The sequence below is a fragment of the Prevotella vespertina genome (genome assembly GCF_009728485.1).
Classification (GTDB): Bacteria; Bacteroidota; Bacteroidia; order Bacteroidales; family Bacteroidaceae; genus Prevotella; species Prevotella vespertina.
Map to the genome: position 1 here is coordinate 16,638 of NZ_VVIQ01000007.1, position 19,854 is coordinate 36,491.

General features: G+C 44.2%; 15 protein-coding genes. 13 read left to right on the forward strand and 2 right to left on the reverse strand.

Translation table 11 applies throughout. From position 1 onward, the window contains the following. The first annotated feature begins 40 nt into the window (after window positions 1-40). Window positions 41-3,100, forward strand: a complete 3,060-nt coding sequence (locus F0475_RS07370) for a glycoside hydrolase family 2 TIM barrel-domain containing protein (protein WP_155716124.1) — start codon at window positions 41-43, stop codon at window positions 3,098-3,100. Between the two features lie 839 nt (window positions 3,101-3,939). Here the strand turns inward: F0475_RS07370 and F0475_RS07375 are convergent. After that, window positions 3,940-4,830 (reverse strand): RluA family pseudouridine synthase, encoded by an 891-nt coding sequence (locus tag F0475_RS07375; protein ID WP_004384406.1) that lies wholly within the window; start codon window positions 4,828-4,830, stop codon window positions 3,940-3,942. A 209-nt stretch (window positions 4,831-5,039) separates the two neighbouring features. Between F0475_RS07375 and F0475_RS07380 the strand changes: the two genes are divergently transcribed. From F0475_RS07380 to F0475_RS07435, 12 genes are all read left to right on the forward strand, one after another. Further along, entirely contained in the window at window positions 5,040-6,656 is a 1,617-nt protein-coding gene (locus tag F0475_RS07380; RefSeq protein WP_004384405.1) for an ABC-F family ATP-binding cassette domain-containing protein, read from the forward strand. A 58-nt stretch (window positions 6,657-6,714) separates the two neighbouring features. Continuing rightward, window positions 6,715-7,305: a nucleotide exchange factor GrpE gene (locus F0475_RS07385; protein WP_004384404.1), complete on the forward strand. Its 591-nt coding sequence runs from the start codon at window positions 6,715-6,717 to the stop codon at window positions 7,303-7,305. Between the two features lie 5 nt (window positions 7,306-7,310). After that, window positions 7,311-8,474, forward strand: coding sequence for a molecular chaperone DnaJ (dnaJ, locus tag F0475_RS07390; RefSeq protein WP_155716125.1), 1,164 nt, complete (start codon window positions 7,311-7,313; stop codon window positions 8,472-8,474). A gap of 139 nt (window positions 8,475-8,613) precedes the next feature. Next, the gene (locus tag F0475_RS07395) at window positions 8,614-9,906 is read left to right on the forward strand and encodes a bifunctional folylpolyglutamate synthase/dihydrofolate synthase (protein WP_155716126.1); all 1,293 of its coding nucleotides are present in this window, start codon (window positions 8,614-8,616) and stop codon (window positions 9,904-9,906) included. A gap of 306 nt (window positions 9,907-10,212) precedes the next feature. After that, a complete protein-coding gene (locus F0475_RS07400; RefSeq protein ID WP_155716127.1) occupies window positions 10,213-10,656 on the forward strand; it encodes a leucine-rich repeat domain-containing protein in 444 nt (147 codons plus the stop codon). A gap of 297 nt (window positions 10,657-10,953) precedes the next feature. Continuing rightward, window positions 10,954-11,889, forward strand: a complete 936-nt coding sequence (gene tnpA, locus F0475_RS07405; RefSeq protein WP_004292844.1) for a transposon Tn4555 protein TnpA — start codon at window positions 10,954-10,956, stop codon at window positions 11,887-11,889. Window positions 11,890-12,030: 141 nt separating this feature from the next. Continuing rightward, window positions 12,031-13,149: a tyrosine-type recombinase/integrase gene (locus F0475_RS07410; RefSeq protein WP_004338318.1), complete on the forward strand. Its 1,119-nt coding sequence runs from the start codon at window positions 12,031-12,033 to the stop codon at window positions 13,147-13,149. A 247-nt stretch (window positions 13,150-13,396) separates the two neighbouring features. Beyond that, window positions 13,397-14,254, forward strand: a complete 858-nt coding sequence (gene tnpC, locus F0475_RS07415) for a transposon Tn4555 protein TnpC (RefSeq protein WP_004339687.1) — start codon at window positions 13,397-13,399, stop codon at window positions 14,252-14,254. Window positions 14,255-14,453: 199 nt separating this feature from the next. Beyond that, complete coding sequence (locus F0475_RS07420; RefSeq protein WP_004338328.1) at window positions 14,454-14,828, forward strand: excisionase family DNA-binding protein; 375 nt, start codon at window positions 14,454-14,456, stop codon at window positions 14,826-14,828. A 5-nt stretch (window positions 14,829-14,833) separates the two neighbouring features. Then, window positions 14,834-15,931: an AAA family ATPase gene (locus F0475_RS07425; RefSeq protein WP_004338330.1), complete on the forward strand. Its 1,098-nt coding sequence runs from the start codon at window positions 14,834-14,836 to the stop codon at window positions 15,929-15,931. A gap of 3 nt (window positions 15,932-15,934) precedes the next feature. Further along, window positions 15,935-17,050 carry a DUF6371 domain-containing protein gene (locus F0475_RS07430; RefSeq protein WP_004292742.1) on the forward strand — a complete coding sequence of 372 codons (1,116 nt, stop codon included), beginning with the start codon at window positions 15,935-15,937 and terminating at the stop codon, window positions 17,048-17,050. Window positions 17,051-17,333: 283 nt separating this feature from the next. Continuing rightward, the gene (locus tag F0475_RS07435) at window positions 17,334-18,737 is read left to right on the forward strand and encodes a hypothetical protein (protein ID WP_004339684.1); all 1,404 of its coding nucleotides are present in this window, start codon (window positions 17,334-17,336) and stop codon (window positions 18,735-18,737) included. A 92-nt stretch (window positions 18,738-18,829) separates the two neighbouring features. Here the strand turns inward: F0475_RS07435 and F0475_RS07440 are convergent, their stop codons facing one another. Further along, window positions 18,830-19,795: a CfxA family broad-spectrum class A beta-lactamase gene (locus tag F0475_RS07440; RefSeq protein ID WP_004339683.1), complete on the reverse strand. Its 966-nt coding sequence runs from the start codon at window positions 19,793-19,795 to the stop codon at window positions 18,830-18,832. Between the last annotated feature and the right edge of the window lie 59 nt (window positions 19,796-19,854).

Below are 19,854 nucleotides of genomic sequence, written 5' to 3' on the forward strand. Positions count from 1 at the left end.
ACAGACTTTTATATTATCAATTTATTATCAAGATATTGACATGAGAAAACTATTCAGCATTCTTTGTGGCATATTACTTCCTCTATCCTCATTGGCTCAGACTACCACTCCTGAGTGGCAGAGTCAATACAGCACAGGACTGAACAAGTTAGAACCACATGCTTATGTGATACCTTACTCATCTGTTGCCGCATTGCAGCAACCTGGTGGTTACGAACATTCCACCTACTATATGTCGCTCAACGGAAAGTGGAAGTTCCATTGGAATAGAAACCCCGAGCTACGCCCAAAGAACTTTTATCAACCTGACTTTGCCGTACAGGGATGGAATGACATCAATGTTCCAGGCAACTGGGAACGACAAGGTTACGGCTTACCTATATACGTCAATGAGACATACGAGTTTGATGATAAGCTCTTCAACTTTAAGAAGAACCCACCTCATGTACCATCTGCAGAGAATGAAGTAGGCGACTATCGTCGTACATTCACTATACCTGCTGCATGGAAGGGACGCCGTGTCGTTCTATGTTGTGAAGGCGTTAAATCATTCTTCTACCTATGGATCAATGGGCAATATGTTGGTTACAATGTAGGTGCGAAGATGCCTTCTGAATGGGATATAACCAAGTATCTTAATGACAAGGGGGACAATGTAATTGCGATGGAGGTCTATCGTTGGAGCTCTGGTTCTTACCTCGAATGCCAGGACTATTGGCGTATCAGCGGTATTGAACAGGATGTTTATCTCTACTCCACACCTATGCAATACATAGCAGACTATAACACAACTGCTTCTGTTGACAAACAGACGGATGGTAGCTACAATGGTTCTTTCAGTCTAACTACCAATATTAAAGGTACAGGAGCTGCTTCTGTCAATTACACCTTAACGGATGACAAGGGCAACAAAGTGCTCTCCGAAGATAAGACTGTAAACCCGAAAGATGCCGATGCTATCGTTAACTTCACCACAAAGAATGTACAGAATGTAGCTGCATGGAACGCTGAGCACCCTAATCTCTACACGTTACTTATCACCTTAAAGGATAAAGATGGTAATGTAACAGAGCAAACGGGTAGCAAGATAGGATTTAGAACTATCGAGATAAAAAACAAACAACTCTGTATCAATGGTACGCCTATTCTTATCAAGGGAGCTAATCGTCACGAACATTCCGAGCGCGGTCGCACCGTCAGCAAGGAGCTTATGGAGCAGGATATTCGTATGATGAAACAGAACAACATCAACCTGGTTCGTTGCTCTCACTACCCTAACGACGCTTATTGGTATCAGCTTTGTGACAAATACGGATTGTACGTTATCGATGAAGCAAACATCGAGTCACATGGTATGGGATATGGCAAAGAGTCATTAGCAAAGGATAGTACATGGCTCAAGGCACACATGGATAGAACTCGCCGTATGTATGAGCGTTCTAAAAACCACCCTAGTATCATCATCTGGTCATTAGGGAATGAGGCTGGTAATGGCACTAACTTCGAGCACACATATCGCTGGCTTAAGAATGCTGATAAGACTCGCTTGATACAATACGAGCGTGCGGAAGAGAACTTCAACACGGACATCTATTGCCCAATGTATCGTTCACTTGATCACATGAAGGCATACGCTAAACGCACTGACACCACTCGTCCTTACATCATGTGCGAGTATCTTCACGCTATGGGTAATAGCTGTGGTGGCATGAAGGATTATTGGGATTTGATTGAGAAAGAACCTATCTTGCAAGGTGGAAGTATATGGGACTGGGTGGATCAGTCGTTCCGTGAGGTAGATAAGAATGGTAACTGGTATTGGAGCTATGGTGGCGATTATGGACCAAAGGATGTTCCTAGCTTCGACAACTTCTGTACGAATGGTTTGATTGCTGCCGATCGCACGCCTCATCCACATCTTGCAGAGGTGAAGAAGATTTACCAGAACATTAAATCAGAGCTTGTATCAAACGATAAAGAAATAACGATTAAGGTAAAGAACTGGTTTGACTTCACCAATCTCAATGCTTACCAGCTTAACTGGCAAATTGTTGATGAGAACGGAAAGGTGCTCTCCAAGGGAACAAAGAACGTGGATTGCGCTCCTCATGAAACAACAACTATCACCTTCCCTACTGCTAACTTGAAGGCAACTACCGAAGCCTTCCTTGATCTCGCATGGCAACCTGTCAATGACGGATTGGTTATCACCAAGAATGATGTTGTTGCTTACGATCAGTTCACACTGAAACAAGCAGCGAACTGCACCACCTATCTCCCTCGTGAGAAGCAACGCACAAGTTATAAGGTGGATGAGAAAACAGGCGAGTTAACCTCTTTGAAGAATGGAAACAAGGAATATCTTGCTACCCCGCTCTGCCTTAGTCTTTATCGTCCAGCAACCGATAACGATGGACGTGACCAATTCGGACTTAGACTCTGGCGTGAGGCTGGACTTGATTCTATCACGCAGAAGGTAACGAAGATTACGTATAAAAAGGACGTAACGAGCGCAGAGACCGAGATTATCGGTAAGAAGGGTAACGTCATTGGAACAGCTCTCTTCACTTATCAACCACAAAAGGATGGTGCGTTGGCTGTATCAGTAACCTTCAACCCAGACACTGCAATCATCAAATCGCTTGCTCGCATTGGGCTTACCTTCCGCATGAATGACGACTTCGGGAAGGTTGAATACGTTGGTCGTGGTGATGTTGAGACTTACAACGACCGCAAGCAAGCAGGATTGATTGGGCATTACAACACCACTGCAGAGGCTATGTTCCATTATTATGTGAAACCACAAGCAACGGGCAACCGCACTGATGTGCGATGGGTGAAGTTCTCTGACACAAAGAACCAACTGATGGTTGCAGCGCAGCAACCCTTCCAGTTCTCTATAATACCATTCTCTGATAGTGTTGTCGATCGCGCTACTCACATCAACCAACTCTATCGTGATGGAAAGGTAACAGTACACTTAGATGCACTGCAAAGCGGTGTTGGTACTGCGACCTGTGGTCCTGGTGTTGCCGAGCAATATCGTGTTCCAGTTAAGCGAACAACCTTCAGCTTCGTTCTCTATCCTTTCGCCAAATAGTGTAAGCGATTAGAACGACATTAACAACAGCCCTATTCCTTTCCTCTTACCATCATTCGGGGGAAAAGAATAGGGCTTTTCTGTCCCCTAACATTCCTTACGAACGACTTTACTAAGCCTTCTTTTAAAAGGAGAGAATATGCCTAGATAGATTATTAAGGTATATAAGAATCGGCTGACAATAGTCCCTCGCAACCCTTCTTAAGTTAGTATTCAATCGAACGAGTAATACCATGATGACTGCTTGCCTATAAGATGTATCAAATTCTACAGACGTGTAGAACAAATTATACAAGGCTGTATAACTAATTATACATACGTGTATAACTGATTATACATACGTGTATAACTGATTATACACACGTGTATAACTAATTATACAAGCGTGTATAAAATTGTAGGAAAGGGCTTTCAACGATCGTACTTAACCTTTCTAATGGAAGAGACACCTATTGGAGAGCAATTAGAATACGAACTATTGAATAACAGCAATAAAGCTATTAGCAGAGGAGGAGGAACACTTCTCCATTTGAGAAAGGCATATCTTTGATGCGAGAAGGGCGTTTCCTTGATGTGAGGAAACGCCCTTCTTAAATAGAAGAAAGCCTCTGTTGCTATACAGAGAGCTTCTGTATTTGTAAGTTCTTAATAGATTAACTCAATGAAAGACACTCGTGTAATTCAACAGGAACCAGACTATAATCCCCAATAGAACAAGGGTTATAGTTAATCGGAAAAGACAACTTGTTATCTTCTTAATCAATATTACACCAACGACTAAAGCCAATAACAAGCCTAAGAACTGTTCGAATTGTTCCATCTTACAACATCATAGATTCCTACTTGAACAAATGCCTGAAGTTCATCGGGATAGGCGTCTCAAATTCCATGCGCTGATGTGTTACAGGATGGTAGAAACAAAGAACATAAGCGTGCAAACATAGTCGGTGCAAAGGATCATCACCATTGCCATACTTGACATCACCGCAGACTGGATGCCCCATATCGGCTGAATGCACACGTATCTGGTTCTTCCTTCCTGTTTCCAAACGATATTCAACAAGACTATGACGCACTGTTCTATCCAACACATGAAAGTGAGTAACGGCATACTTACCGCCATTATCCACTGGAGAACTATAGGTGACATAAGCCTTATTATCCTTCAGCCAGTTGGCAATCGTGCCTTCATCGTTCTCCATCTCACCACTGACAACAGCCACATAGCGGCGGTCATAGACGATATTATGCCAATCTCTCTCCAAGAGCTGTTCGGTCTGCATATCCTTAGCATATATCATTAAGCCCGAAGTGTCACGATCCAAACGATGTACAACATGCGCTGTGCACTTCTGTCGAGACTTGTGGAAATAATCGTCCAACACGGCTTTCACATTGAGAGCAGAGTGACCAGCAGCCATTGAGAGGATACCTATGTTCTTCTCAATCACAACTAAGAAGCGATCCTCATAGACTATCTTCACATAACGACTACGGAACAGATCGTTCTTCTTACTCTTACTTACTGAAACCTTGTCGCCAGCTCTTAACGGATAATCAAACTGCGTTACGCACTTGCTGTTAACCTTTATACCTCGGTTCTGCAACGTTGCTTTCACCTTACTCTTACTCTCGCTGAGGTTAGCTAACAGCCATTCCAGCAATGGAGCATTATCTCTTACCTTATAATGCTTATACTTCTCTTGTGTATATGGGTTCTTTCTTATCATCAGGGTGCAAATGTACGAAGAATAAGTGATACATCTATTAAATCAGTAGAAGAAATTACTTCCCATAGGCTACACGCCAACCTCAATAACTATTACCTATCAATAACAATTCTTCTCAAGGCTTGAGAAGAAAGCAAGAGATTTGGGGAAATGGAATAAAAGTAGTACCTTTGCAGCCAAATTATTATATAATAAGGTATTAGAAAAAGATGATTACACTTTCAAACCTTGCTATCCAATTCGGCAAGAGAGTTCTCTACAAAGACGTTAATCTAAAGTTTACACCAGGTAATATATATGGAGTTATCGGTGCTAATGGCGCAGGTAAGTCAACATTACTTCGTGCAATATCAGGCGATTTAGAGCCTAACAAGGGAACTATTGAGCTTGGTCCAGGCGAGAGATTGTCGGTATTGGAGCAGGATCACTTTAAATATGACGAGTACAAAGTGATGGATACTGTCCTCATGGGACACGATAGTCTTTGGCAGAATATGAAGGAGCGTGAGGCGCTATATGCCAAGCCTGAGATGACAGAAGAGGATGGTAACCGCGCTGCCGACCTAGAGTTAAAGTTCGCAGAGATGAATGGCTGGGAGGCAGAAAGCAATGCCGCACAACTTCTTCAGAACCTCGGTATTAAAGAGGAGCTACATGAGAAGCAGATGTCGGAGCTATCAAATACAGAGAAGGTGCGCGTTATGTTGGCGAAAGCATTGTTTGGTAAGCCAGAGAACTTACTACTTGATGAGCCTACTAATGACCTTGACCTTGATACTGTGGAATGGCTTGAGGACTATCTAAGTGAGATTGACGAGCATCAGACGGTGTTAGTTGTTTCACACGACCGTCACTTCTTGGACACTGTTAGTACACAAACGATTGATATCGACTTCGGCAAAGTTACGGTCTTTGCTGGTAACTATTCGTTCTGGTATGAGAGCTCACAACTTGCATTGAGACAAGCTCAAAACCAGAAAATGAAGGCTGAAGAGAAGAAGAAACAACTTGAGGAATTCATCCGCCGGTTCTCTGCTAACGTTGCAAAGAGTAAGCAAACTACATCTCGAAAGAAGATGTTGGAACGTCTAAACGTTGAAGAGATCCGCCCTTCAAGTCGTAAGTATCCAGGCATTATATTCAGTATGGAACGTGAACCGGGTAACCAGATTCTAGAGGTACAAGACCTTAAAGCAGTTGATCCAGACGGCACTGTATTGTTCGATCACGTAAACTTCAACATAGAAAAGGGGCAAAAGGTCGTATTCTTATCACGCAATCCAAAAGCAATGACAGCCCTCTTTGAGATTATTAATGGTAATCGAAAAGCAGACGAAGGAACGTACAACTGGGGTGTTACAATTACAACAGCTTACCTCCCACTAGACAATACTGAGTTCTTTAATTGTGACCTAAATCTGGTCGACTGGCTATCTCAGTACGGTCCAGGTAATGAGGTTGCTATGAAGGGATTCTTAGGTAGAATGCTGTTCAAACAAGAAGAGGTTGAGAAGAAGGTAAACGTCCTCTCGGGTGGAGAAAAGATGCGTTGTATGATTGCCCGTATGCAATTACAGAATGCAAACTGCCTCATCCTTGATACACCAACGAACCACCTTGACCTCGAAAGTATCCAAGCATTTAACAATAACTTGGTTAGTTTCAAGGGTAATATCCTGTTTAGTTCACATGACCACGAGTTCATCAACACTGTTGCTGATCGTATCATCGAGTTGACACCAAGTGGTACTATCGATAAGTTAACCACTTACGACGACTATATCCATGATGAACAAATCAAGGAACAGAGGGCTGGTATGTACTAAAGACATCCAACATGGCATACAATTTGTAGGTGTCTACCACGATTAATAGTACTTTAATATGAGCAAGAAAGAAAAGAAAATAAACATAGAAGGCGAAGAGTTGGAAAAGAACTATGATGAGTCTACTATGAACGAAGAGAATACACAAACTGAAGATAACAATGAAAAGGATTCTTCAGAGGAATCTTCTTCAGAAGAGAAGACTGATCCTATAGCCGCTGCACAGAGTGAGGCTGAAGCATGGAAGGACAAGTATATCCGTTTAGTAGCCGAGTTTGACAACTATAAGAAACGTACGTTAAAAGAGAAGTCAGAGCTAATCTTAAATGGAAGTGAGAAGACTATCTCCTCTATCTTACCTATTTTAGACGACTTTGAACGTGCTCTTTCTGACAAGACAGAAGACCCAGTAGCCATCAAAGAGGGCTTTGAACTCATCTTCAAAAAGTTCCTCAAGACACTGGAGACACTGGGAGTAAAGAAGATTGAGACAAACGATACGGACTTTGATGTTGATTACCACGAAGCTATTGCCATGGTTCCTGGCATGGGAGATGCCATGAAAGGAAAGGTAATAGACTGCGTTCAAACAGGATATACATTGAATGATAAGGTTATCCGACACGCTAAGGTAGCAGTAGGACAATAAACAAGATGGCTAAAAGAGATTACTATGAAGTACTCGAAGTAAGCAGGAGTGCTTCTGTAGATGAGATTAAGAAGGCTTACAGGAAACTAGCTATTAAGTATCACCCTGACCGCAATCCAGGTGATGCCGAGGCGGAAGCCAAGTTCAAAGAGGCTGCGGAAGCATACGATGTATTGCATGATCCGCAGAAACGCCAGCAGTATGATCAATTCGGATTTGATGCTCCGAGCGGTGGATTTGGCGGTGGCAACCCATTCGGTGGAGCAGGTGGATTCTCTATGGATGATATCTTCTCCATGTTTGGAGATGTATTCGGAGGGCACGGCGGAGGCTTTGGCGGATTTGGAGGCGGTGGTCAACAAGCACCTAAATATCGTGGTTCTGACCTCCGACTGAAGGTTCGCTTATCCTTACAAGAGGTCGCTACAGGTGTTACCAAGAAGTTTAAAGTGCGCAAAGACGTCACCTGTGAGCATTGTCATGGTACAGGTGCAGAAGGTGGAAGTGGCACCGAGACTTGCCCAAATTGTCATGGTTCTGGTGTAGAAATACGTACTCAACAAAGTATGTTTGGTATGATTCAGACCCAAACAGCCTGTCATGTATGTGGTGGAGAGGGTACGATCATCAAGAACAAGTGTACTCATTGTCAAGGTGAAGGTGTCGTTAAAGGTGAAGAAGTTGTCGAAATCAATATCCCAGCAGGTGTTGCTGAAGGTATGGTGGTCAACGTTCCTGGCAAAGGAAATGCTGGAAAGCACAACGGAGTGACGGGTAATATACAAGTGTATATCGAAGAGGAACCTAATGAAACATTCGTTCGTGATGGACAAAATGTTATCTATAACCTCCTACTCGACTTCCCAACGGCTGTCCTTGGAGGGCAAGTTGAGATTCCAACTATTGATGGAAGCAACGTAAAGATTAAGATTGAACCAGGCACACAACCGGGTAAGACACTTCGACTAAGGGGCAAGGGACTACCTGCCGTACAGGGTTATGGCACTGGAATTGGCGATCTTGTCGTACATATCAGTATCTATGTTCCAAAGGAACTAACGAAGTCTGAGAAGAAAGCCATCGAGGAATTGCGTGACAGCGAGAACTTCCGTGGTGATAAGAATACGAAGCGTTCTATCTTTGAAAACTTCAAGAAACTGTTTAATTAATGCCTTCGATTCATTCTACAAGTCGACTAGCTGATTGTAAGATGAATGGTTTTAGTCCCATTAGACTGTAACGGCTAATGGGACTAAATGTTATTATATCCATTGTCAAACGCCCAAGATTACAAACATAACACACTGCATGACTTACCAAGAAACAGTAGAATATCTATTCAATAGCACCCCTGTTTTTGAGCATATTGGTGCTTCCGCATACAAAGAGGGATTAGAAACGACATGCACTCTAGACGAGCACTTTGGTCATCCGCACACCCACTTTCTCACCATTCACATCGCAGGAACGAATGGTAAAGGCTCATGCTCCCACACGTTGGCTGCTATCCTCCAAGCTGAAGGATATAAGGTCGGACTCTATACCAGTCCTCACCTCGTTGACTTCCGCGAACGCATCAGAGTCAATGGAGAAATGATTTCAGAACAGGAGGTTATCGACTTTGTTGAACAGGAACGCGACTTCTTTGAGCCGCTGCACCCTTCTTTCTTTGAACTAACAACAGCCTTAGCTTTCAAGCACTTTGCTGAGCAGAAGGTTGATATTGCTATCATTGAAGTGGGCTTAGGTGGTAGGCTCGATTGCACAAACATTATCACTCCTATCTTATCGATTATCACCAATATATCCCTCGATCACACCCAGTTCCTCGGTAATACGCTCGGAGCAATCGCAGCAGAGAAGGCTGGTATTATCAAACATCGTGTGCCTGTCGTTATTGGTGAGTCTGTTCCTGAAACACAGATTGTTTTTAAGGCAAAAGCACAGAAAGAGGATGCCCTCATTGTCTTTGCAGAAGACATCCCTGCAGTGCTTTCTTCTCGCGCTAACCCCGATGGTGGCATCACTTATCAGACTCGTTTCTTTGGCAATATTGTGGGCGAATTGGGTGGTAGCTACCAAGAGAAGAACGCTAACACAGTGCTCACTGCGGTCATGCAACTATATAATAAAGGTGTCATCAAGAACGCTGAAAGCATTGCTAAAGGCTTTGCCAATGTTTGTGAACTGACAGGCTTAATGGGTAGGTGGCAGAAACTACAGGCTAATCCATTGGTGATTTGCGATACAGGACACAACGTTGGTGGATGGACTTACCTCTCCCAACAAATCAAACGTCAACAATGTACGCAGAAACGCATTGTCTTTGGTATGGTGGATGATAAAGACCTACATGCTGTCATGTCTATGCTCCCCGACGATGCCATTTACTATTGGACACAACCAAGTACGCATCGTGCCTTCCCTGCAGAGAAGGTTGCCGCAACAGCCAACGACTACGACCTGCACGGAAATATCTTCCCAACCGTCCTTGAAGCCTACCAAGCCGCCCTTCATGATGCCGCCCAATCTGACTTCATCTTCGTTGGTGGCTCCAGCTACGTGGTTGCCGACTTACTGACAGGCTTACAAAAGAAGTAGCAAATGTCCCTTCTCCATTAATCCCCTATCACTACATAAAGTTTAAATTCCGTTTCCTGTCACTTTTAACACTTTTTCCTATGTGCTTATACTCAATATATTATAAGCATATAAGAAGTGATAGAAGTGACTGCAAAGTTGATTTTCATAATTTCACGACCATCTCTCAACAATAACTATCTTGAAAAAAGAAGCAAAATGTTACATAAACTTTTTATAAAAAACATTTTATAATAATTTTTGTTTATCTTTGTATTTGATTTTCCGCGTAAATCAAAAAAGTATTATTTATATAAAAGTACTAACATGAAACAAATTTACATCTTATTAATAGCCCTACTCATGGGCTTATCAGCTAACGCACAAGAGTCAGGCACTTGTGGACCTAATCTAAAATGGCACCTTACAGATGATGGAGTTTTGACCATTACTGGAAAAGGGAAAATGTATGATTATTCAGATAGTAGACCATGGGGATGGGGATATCCTGATATTAAAAGAATTATAATAGGTGATGGTGTTACGACAATTGGACGGTCTGCTTTCGAGGATTGTAGCTCTCTAACTTCTGTAACCATTCCCAACAGTGTTACAACAATTGGCAACAGTGCTTTCAGCTTTTGCAGTCATCTAACTTCTGTAACCATTCCCAATAGTGTTACAACAATTGGCAACAGTGCTTTCAGCTATTGTATTTATAACCATAGAACAACCAAAACTAATCAGAAATATCCGAGTGTAAATCTTTAATTACCAGCATATTCTAAAATTTAACACTTTTCGGTTGCCATTTGTCGCTTCCCAAATTTCCACATATTTTTGAGACGTATTTCTGACGTGGAGAATTTGCGGGGCTTGTTTTTTGTCACACCGTGCAGACAGTTGACAAGGGTTTACAACCGTTTACGACAAGCGACAATAACCGCCCCGATATGCGGAAACAGTCACACTGTGTAGAAAAGCGACAATGGTTGACTTCCGTTCACATCCGTTTACCATTTCAGAGATATAGGATTGAAGAAATGAACCATTAAACGATAAAACGGTATGAAAGCAACCAGAAAATGCAGTTTTTGCGGCAAGTCCTTTGTAACCCGAAGCGGTATGCAAAGATATTGCAGTGAGGCTTGTCAGGCAGAAGCCAAACGAGCCAGAGTGATGCAGAAGAACAACCTCTTCAAAGTCGCCCAACCCTTGATGGAGATACAGCATCAGGAGTATCTCACCTTTTCCAAAGCAGCCATCCTCATGGGCTGTTCCCGACAGTACATTTACAAACTTGTAGCCATCGGCAAGCTGAAAGCCTCACGCATCAGCAACCGCATGGCATTCATCCGCAGAGCCGACATCGAGCAGATGTTGGAGGGCAATCCCTATCACCGCATCCTGCCCGGCAACACCTCCACACCAAGGAAATCATCTTCATCTTCCTTACCTGCCAAAAGAGAAAAAAGGGAAAAGGAAAGCGAAGAAGTGTTGGACTTCTATTCGGGCGAGGAGGTGATGTCCCTTTTTAAGGTAAAGCAGTCATGGCTTTACACTTCCGCCAAGCGTAACCATATCCCCATCTGCCGTATCGCAGGAAAGAACTATTACAGCAAGAAGCATATTGACGAGTTTTTCGGTGTGGCAGTTGATATTAGCGAAATTACCGACTGGCTACTGACCGAGGAGGTGGAGGAACTGTTCGGCATGAAGCCGACCGCACTCCGTGCCTACACCTATCGCCATAAGATACCCACTAAAAGAGAGTACGGGCGTACCTATTACTCCAAATCACATTTGAACGAACTCCGCAGAACTGACCTTGTGAACGATGAACGCTACTATACCGTTGAGCAGGTGCAGCAAATCTATGGTCTTTCGTCAGCCAACATCTGCCATATCGTCAAGGTGAAGCACATCGAAAAGATAAAGGTGGGTGTGAAAAACCTGCTTTTGCGCTCAGATGTGGAGCGTGTCATGGCTGAAAGGAACAAATAACCGTGAAAAATCGGGATTATCGAAAATTATTTCAAAATGATGTATCGTGGAGGTATTCACGGATATTTCACGTTGTTCCTTTGCCATCGGAAACATGGATACAACTCCAAAATGTATACAACCAATTAAAACATAATTATTATGAGTAAATGCAAAACAGTTACCTTGCGTAAGCGCAAGATTAAGAACGGGACACAGTATTCACTATGCCTTGACTACTATCCCGGCTACCGTGACAATGTCACCATGAGAGTGATTACACGTGAAGCCTTAGGAATTTACATCTTCGCCAAACCTGCAAACCAGCAGGAACGGGACTTCAACGCACGCATGATGAAGAAAGCGGTCATCCTGCGCAACCAGCGCTACGAAGCCATTTTCAATGAAAACAACGGCTTTTTTGACAAGACCAAGATGAAGGGCGATTTCCTTGCCTATTTCAAAGGACTGGCTGACCGCAAGAATATCAAGTGGCAGCACGTATACAAGCATTTCCAGCGGTTCGTGAACGGCAAATGCACCTTTGAGGAGGTGGATGTGGATTTGTGCCGCAAGTTCATGGAATACCTGCTTGATGCACCCCAATCCATCCACACCAACCAAAAGCTGCACATCAACTCCGCAGCAGGCTATTGGTCAACTTTCCGTGCCGTGCTGCACACCGCCTACCGTGACAGGAAGATAAAGGAGAACCCAAACGGCTTCTTAGACCGCATCGAGTGCATTCCCACCATCAGGGAGCATTTGAGCCAAGAGGAACTGATACGGCTTGCCGAAACACCCTGTGAGGAGGAGGTCTTGAAAAAAGCTTTTCTTTTCGCCTGTCTTACGGGACTGAGAAAGAGCGACATCAGACAGCTCACGTGGCAGCAGATACAACCATACACCAACGGCAGGATGTTCGTTACCACCCGTATGCAGAAAACCAAAGAAATAGTGCATAACCCCATCAGTGATGAAGCCTATGGACTGCTGGGAGAACGGGGCGAGGGACTTATCTTTGAGGATTTCAAGGACAAGATGCTGCAAGGACCACTCCAACGGTGGCTCACGGCAGCAGGGATAACCAAGAAAATCACCTTTCACTGTACCCGCCACAGCTTCGGAAGCCTGCACGTGGAAATGGGAACGGACATGGCTGTCATCCAAGCCTATCTCGGACATAAGAACATTACCACCACACAAATCTATTCCAAGATAGCAGCGCAGCAGATGTGTCAGGTGGTGGACAAGATAACCTTGAAGCGCAAGGAGGCATAAATGTCTCACATTGACAGGTATTCAGAGGGGCGGTTATGGCTACAAGGCTATAATCGCCCCTCTATGTTTTTGGCTTGATACCACCATTTATAAGCCCCTCAGAGTATGAAACAGAGTATGATATGATGACATTTCGTGAAATACATTGAAAAAGACCGTTCTAACCGCAAATAACGGGCAGTAATTGGGAAAAATAGCATTAACTTTGCACAAAATAATACAGGAACATTCAATCTCTCAACGAAATATGGAATCATCAATCAAGGACAAATACATCATCTTGGGCTTTGTCGGCTTCGCCATCGTCCTAATATCTTCCATTGCCACGCTGGTAATAGCGGACAGCTTCAACCAAGACAACTTTGTCAGGTGGATAGTATTCGTATGCTGTAACCTGTTGGGATGGTTGCTCTATCTCTCCTTTCAGACACTTATCTTTGATACATACGAAATCTACAAAATCAAGTTCGGCAAGAAAGAAACGATTGCCGAAGCCATAGAGGTGCAGGAAGAACTGTCACAAAATACACTTGAAGAAGCCACATCTGTGCCTGGACCTACATCAGTCCCTGAGCCTGTACCCGAATCATCCCCGACAAAAGAAGAGACACTTATCCAAACACAACCGATAGAGCTTACTATCGCCCCGGATCTTCACGAAAAGAACCGTGCCAATTACGCAAGCAGAGAGCAACGGGAAAAGGAAGAGCGCATCCGCATGGTCATGGAGTATTGCCATTATTACCTGCCTCGCATTGCCGACCAAGAAACCGTGAACCACATCTGTACTGAGGTGGACAAATGGATGAATCTTAACACTTATACCCCGAAGCCCATACAAAGACCGTTTACCAAAGACATCAACAACATTCCACTCCGTCACTTCGTATGGAATATCTCTGAGCGTTTCCTGTACAAGAGATACTACAATGGGGATAACCGTGCCAAGTTCATCAAAGCCCTTTTCCCGAAATCGTTTGCTGATACAGACTTATCAACCATCAAGAATTTCAAGGTAGAGCCGTTAAAGACGGAAATTCCCATTGATGAACCCGAAAACGGCAAACTTGATTTCCACTATCCCGAGGATTATGTGCGGAATTAGGATAATCACGACACCAACGACAACCATCCGGTAACTCATAACCGCCTGTTTTACATCGTTTCCCGAGTAATTTTACCCGTCATTTATGGCTGGGCTTAATTATTCGGGAATTATTTTGCAATGACGTGTCGTGGAGATATTCACGGATATATCATTTCAGTCCTTTGCGCCAAGTCTTACAAAAGAGACGAGTACGCGAATGGAAAAATCAATTCTTACCTTCAACGACCTCCCCGAGGTTGTCGCTCAGCTTCGAGACGAAGTGATGAGCCTGAAAAGCCTGCTCGCCGAGCAGCGCAGTGTGAACAATGCCAAAACGGTGGACACCCACGTGCCCATGTCTGTGGACGAGGCAGCAGAGTATTTAGGTATCCCTAAGGGTACGCTCTACATGAAACTGTCAGAAGGGACAATCCCTGCCACCAAGCCCGGCAAACGCTATTGCCTTTACCGTGACGAACTGGACAAGTGGCTGGAAACCGCCCGAAAGAATCCCATACCGTTGTCAGACGAGGAACTGAACAAGTCCTTATCCTCTTCCCACCGTCGCAAGCCCAACCCACGTAACTGGTGAATGATATGGAAGAGGATAAGAACTATATCAACCTGATACGTGGCGACCTCACAAAAGCATCCCAAGCGCATAACGGTATGCCCGACAGTGTAGGCATGATGAATATCAAGACGGCAAACCAAACCATTCTTGAAGCATCGTTATTGCCTACGCCCCGTGCGCTGTGGGACAGCTTTTGGTACGAGGGGGAACTCTCCTGCTTGTTTGCCGATTCCAACGTGGGCAAGTCCATCCTTGCCGTGCAGATAGCCGACCGCATCGCCCGAACCGACAATGTGCTGTATCTGGACTTTGAACTGTCCGAAAAGCAGTTCCAGCTCCGCTATACCAACGAGCATGGAGAGCTCTACACCTTTCCCGACAAAATCTATCGGGTGTCTATTGACTGCAACCAGCTTTTGGATGCCAACTTTGAGGAAGCTATCATAGGCGGCATTGAACAGATGGCTGTGCAGACCGACTGCAAGATTTTCATCATTGACAATCTTACCTACCTGTGTTGCGCCATGGAGAAAGGCGATGCCGCAGGACGGCTGATGATTCAGCTGAACAATCTCAAAAAGAGATATGCGCTCTCTATCCTTGTCCTGGCACATACGCCCAAACGCTCTTTGGATTGTCCCATCACATCCAACGACCTTGCCGGAAGCAAACGGCTCTACAATTTCTTTGACAGCGTGTTCACCATTGGAAAAAGTGCCCAAGACGGAGGGCTTCGCTATGTGAAGCAGCTTAAAGTGCGCTATGGCACGTTCTCTCATGATGCGGATAATGTAATCGTTTACGAGATTGACAAGGTGGATGCTTTCTTGCAGTTCGTGTTCAGGGGCTATTCCACGGAAAAGGAACACTTGAAAAAATTGGGCGACAATGAATCAAGCCAAAGGGATTGCCAAATTCTGCAACTCTCCCAATCGGGCAAGTCCGTCAGGGAGATAGCCTCACAGGTGAATTGTGGCAAGTCCACCGTAAACCGTATCATCCAGCGCAGCAAAGAGAGTAAAAACGCAGGTGTCCCAAGTGTCCCACTGTCCCAACCCTTAGAGTGTGGGACAATGGGACAGGATGGGACAGCCGACAATCAACCATCAAAAACGGACTAAGCTATGGGCAATTATTCATTACAGAAGTATAAAGGAACGGCAACACGGCATACCTGCCCCAAATGCGGAGACAGGCATTCTTTCGTCTATTACGTGGACGAAAATAATGTGCCGTTGCATCCATCGGTCGGCAGATGTAACCACGAAAGCGGTTGTGGGTATCACTACACTCCGAAAGAGTATTTTCAAGAGCATCCTGAACACAGAACTACCAATGATTTCTCTTTTGACAGGCAAAGAGCAGAGCAGAAGAAAGTGAAGCAGCAAAGTAAGCCGACAGCCATCGGCTATATTCCCCCTCACTATGTGGAGAAGTCGCAAAGCGAGCGTAGCAATTTCTTCCGTTTCCTCTTCACACTCCTTACTTCCTACTATGGCGACAAGGCGAAAGAGGTGTTGAAGCGGTTGTTGGAGGAATACCGTTTGGGGGCTACCCGTGACGGCTCTGTTATCTTTTGGCAGATAGACAGGACGGGCAAGGTACGCACGGGAAAGGTGATGCAGTACAATCCCGAAGACGGACACCGTATCAAGGGAGGACAGACATCGGCAGTGAACTGGATACACAGCATATTGAAAAAGCAGCGTGTGTTGGCAGAGGATTGGCAACTATCCCAATGCCTTTTCGGGGAACACTTGTTGAAAACGCATCCCGACAAGGTGGTGGTCTTGGTGGAATCCGAGAAGAGTGCCGTTATCGGTTCTGCTATCTTCCCCGATTATGTATGGCTGGCTACGGGTGGTAAGAGTCAGATGAGAGAAGAGAAACTCCGTGTACTGTCAGGGCGAACCGTGCTTCTCTTTCCCGATGCCGATGCTTATGCCGAGTGGAAACAGCGAGCCGAGAGCATGTACTTTTGTAAGGTGGTGGTTTCGGACATCATCGAAAGGAATGCCACCCCGAAACAAAAAGAAGCCCATATCGACATAGCCGATTGGATTATCTTTCAGATACGGGAGGGCAAGGTGATGAGTACAGCCAACCACTTGGTCGAGGCTGAGAGAATCCTCCAGCGGATGATAGAGAAGAATCCCGTCCTGCAAAAACTGATAGACGATTTAGACCTTGTGCTGGTCGGTGCATCTCCAATCGGCAACGATGATGAAAAACCTCCCTGACGGAGGAGAGCGGAAGCCGTAGGCTGGAGTTTGCAGACAATGGCTTGCCATTGATATAGCCCACTATAACTACACGCTCCGCTTACGTAGTTGTGGGCTCTCCCGAGGGGATTAGGGTTTTACCCTAATGACCCACTCAGGGCGTTTCTCCCCTGAGAACCCAGAGCAAAGAGTGACCCTCTCTTTGCAATCTCCGCTTATGGGTTGCACCCCTAAGAACCCCATGCGTTTACGGACAGCGGAAAAGCAAACAATAAAGTACAAACCCAAAAAACAAGTATCTATGGCAACAAAATCAAGCATACATATCAAGCCCTGCAATATCGCATCGAGTGAGGCTCACAACAGGAGGACTGCCGAATACATGCGCCACATCGGAGAGTCCAGAACCTATGTGGTTCCAGAACTCTCCACCGATAATGAGCAGTGGATAAATCCCGACTTCGGCAGTCCGGATTTGCGGATGCATTATGACAATATCAGACAGATGGTAAAGGAAAAGACCGGACGTGCCATGCAGGAAAAGGAGCGTGAACGCAAAGGCAAGAACGGTAAAATAGTCAAGATTGCGGGATGCTCCCCCATACGTGAAGGAGTGCTGCTTGTCAGGTCGGACACCACACTGGCAGACGTGCGTAAATTCGGTGAGGAGTGTCAAAGACGCTGGGGAATCACACCGCTGCAAATCTTCCTGCACAAGGATGAAGGGCATTGGCTGAACGGTCAGCCGGAAGCGGAAGACAGGGAAAGCTTCAAAGTCGGGGACAGATGGTTCAAGCCGAACTATCATGCCCATATCGTTTTCGACTGGATGAACCACGAAACAGGAAAGAGCCGAAAGCTCAATGACGATGACATGATGCAGATGCAGACCCTTGCATCCGACATCCTGCTGATGGAACGCGGGCAGTCAAAGGCTGTCACTGGTAAGGAGCATCTGGAACGGAACGACTTTATCATTGAGAAGCAGAAAGCTGAACTGCAACGCATGGATGCAGCCAAACGGCACAAAGAAGAACAGATAAATCTTGCCGAGCAGGAACTGAAACAGGTGAAATCAGAAATACGCACTGACAAGTTAAAGAAGACAGCCACCACGGCAGCGACAGCCATAACTAGTGGAGTTGCTTCTCTTTTCGGGAGTGGAAAACTGAAAGAACTGGAACGTGCCAACGAAAAACTGCAAGACGAGGTTTCAAAACGGAACACCAATATTGAAAAATTGCAGAGCCAAGTACAGCAGATGCAGAAACAGCATGATACGCAAATCCACAATCTCAGAGAAATGCACAGGCAGGAACTTGACATGAAAGAAAAAGAACTGTCACGGCTCGCCAGAATCATAGACAAGGCTTTCAGGTGGTTTCCGATGTTCAGGGAAATGCTGCGCATGGAAAAGTTTTGTGCCATGCTGGGATTCTCTAAAGAAATGACTGAAAGTCTTATAGTCAAAAAAGAAGCCCTGAAATGTAGCGGTAAAATCTATTCCGAGCAACACAGGCGGAACTTTGATATAAAGGATGATATTTTAAGGGTGGAAAATGACCCTGACGATGAAAGCAGGCTGAACCTGACAATAAACAGGAAGCCGATTGCCGACTGGTTCAGGGAGCAATGGCACAGGCTTAGATATGGAGCAAGAGTGCCGCAACAGGAAGAAAGAAAAAGTAGAGGATTCAAATTATAATAGAAGCAATTTGATTAGTAATCTAAAAGCACTCCGATAACGATTAGAGTGCTTTTAGATTGTTTATCATTAATTATCAAAGCAAGTGCAGTTTAAGATTTTACTGAAGTTTGCATTAATAAAGAATATACTACAGCTGATATATGCGCAACATATTGTGACGCTTGTGATTCATTTCCCTTGAAATCCTTAACAAATACCGCTAAGGTATAACTGATATTATTAGGCAGACATATATAGGCAACATCATTGTGAGCTGCAAGAACACCATTTTCATTAACATAACCTGAACCTGTCTTATGCGCTATAACAACCCCTTCTTTATCAAGAAGTGGAGCTGCTATCCTATCTACACCTGTTTTGCATTCTTTTAACGTATTCTTAATGAAACTTTGTTTCTCATCATCGATAAGACCTTCAGTAAACAAACGATTCATCAACATTGCAGCACCAAGAGGAGATGTATAGTTAGAGTAAGCCTTGTTATGGTCAGCCGACATTTCCTCTTCCGTATAAGCTATCTGAAAACTTGAACGAGGAATGAGTGTGGCTATAAAACTATCTGTTTGAGCGACATTAACCATATCCTTAAACATAAGGTTGCTTGCATTGTTGTCACTCTGAGTAAGAGTATAACGCAGCAAATCTCTCACTGTCAATGATATGACTGGCCCTGAATAATCTTTCAGCATAGGACTCCAAGTCTTTGGGTCAAGTTTATCCCTATTTATATTTACTAAGGTATCAAGTGAAATTCCTTTATTGTCAAAGTCATTACAAAGAGCTAATGCCTGATGAACCTTAAACACACTCATCATAGGATAAACACTCTTATTATTGACCTTAACCGTATCTCTGTTATTAACAATAACCGCCACACCAATTTCGCCAGGACAAGCTGAGACAATTTGAGAAATGCTATCAGTCAAAACATTTGTTAAAGGAGGATTTGCGCTATCTTTTGTCGCTGATTTATGGAACAATGAAAATACCAAGATGAAAATGCAAACTAAAGCTATACTCAAAACTACGATTTGTTTTTTTCTGTTTTTTTCCATGTTTATATTATTTATATTTGTTTGACGAGAATATCTTTATTTGCCGACAAAGGTACATA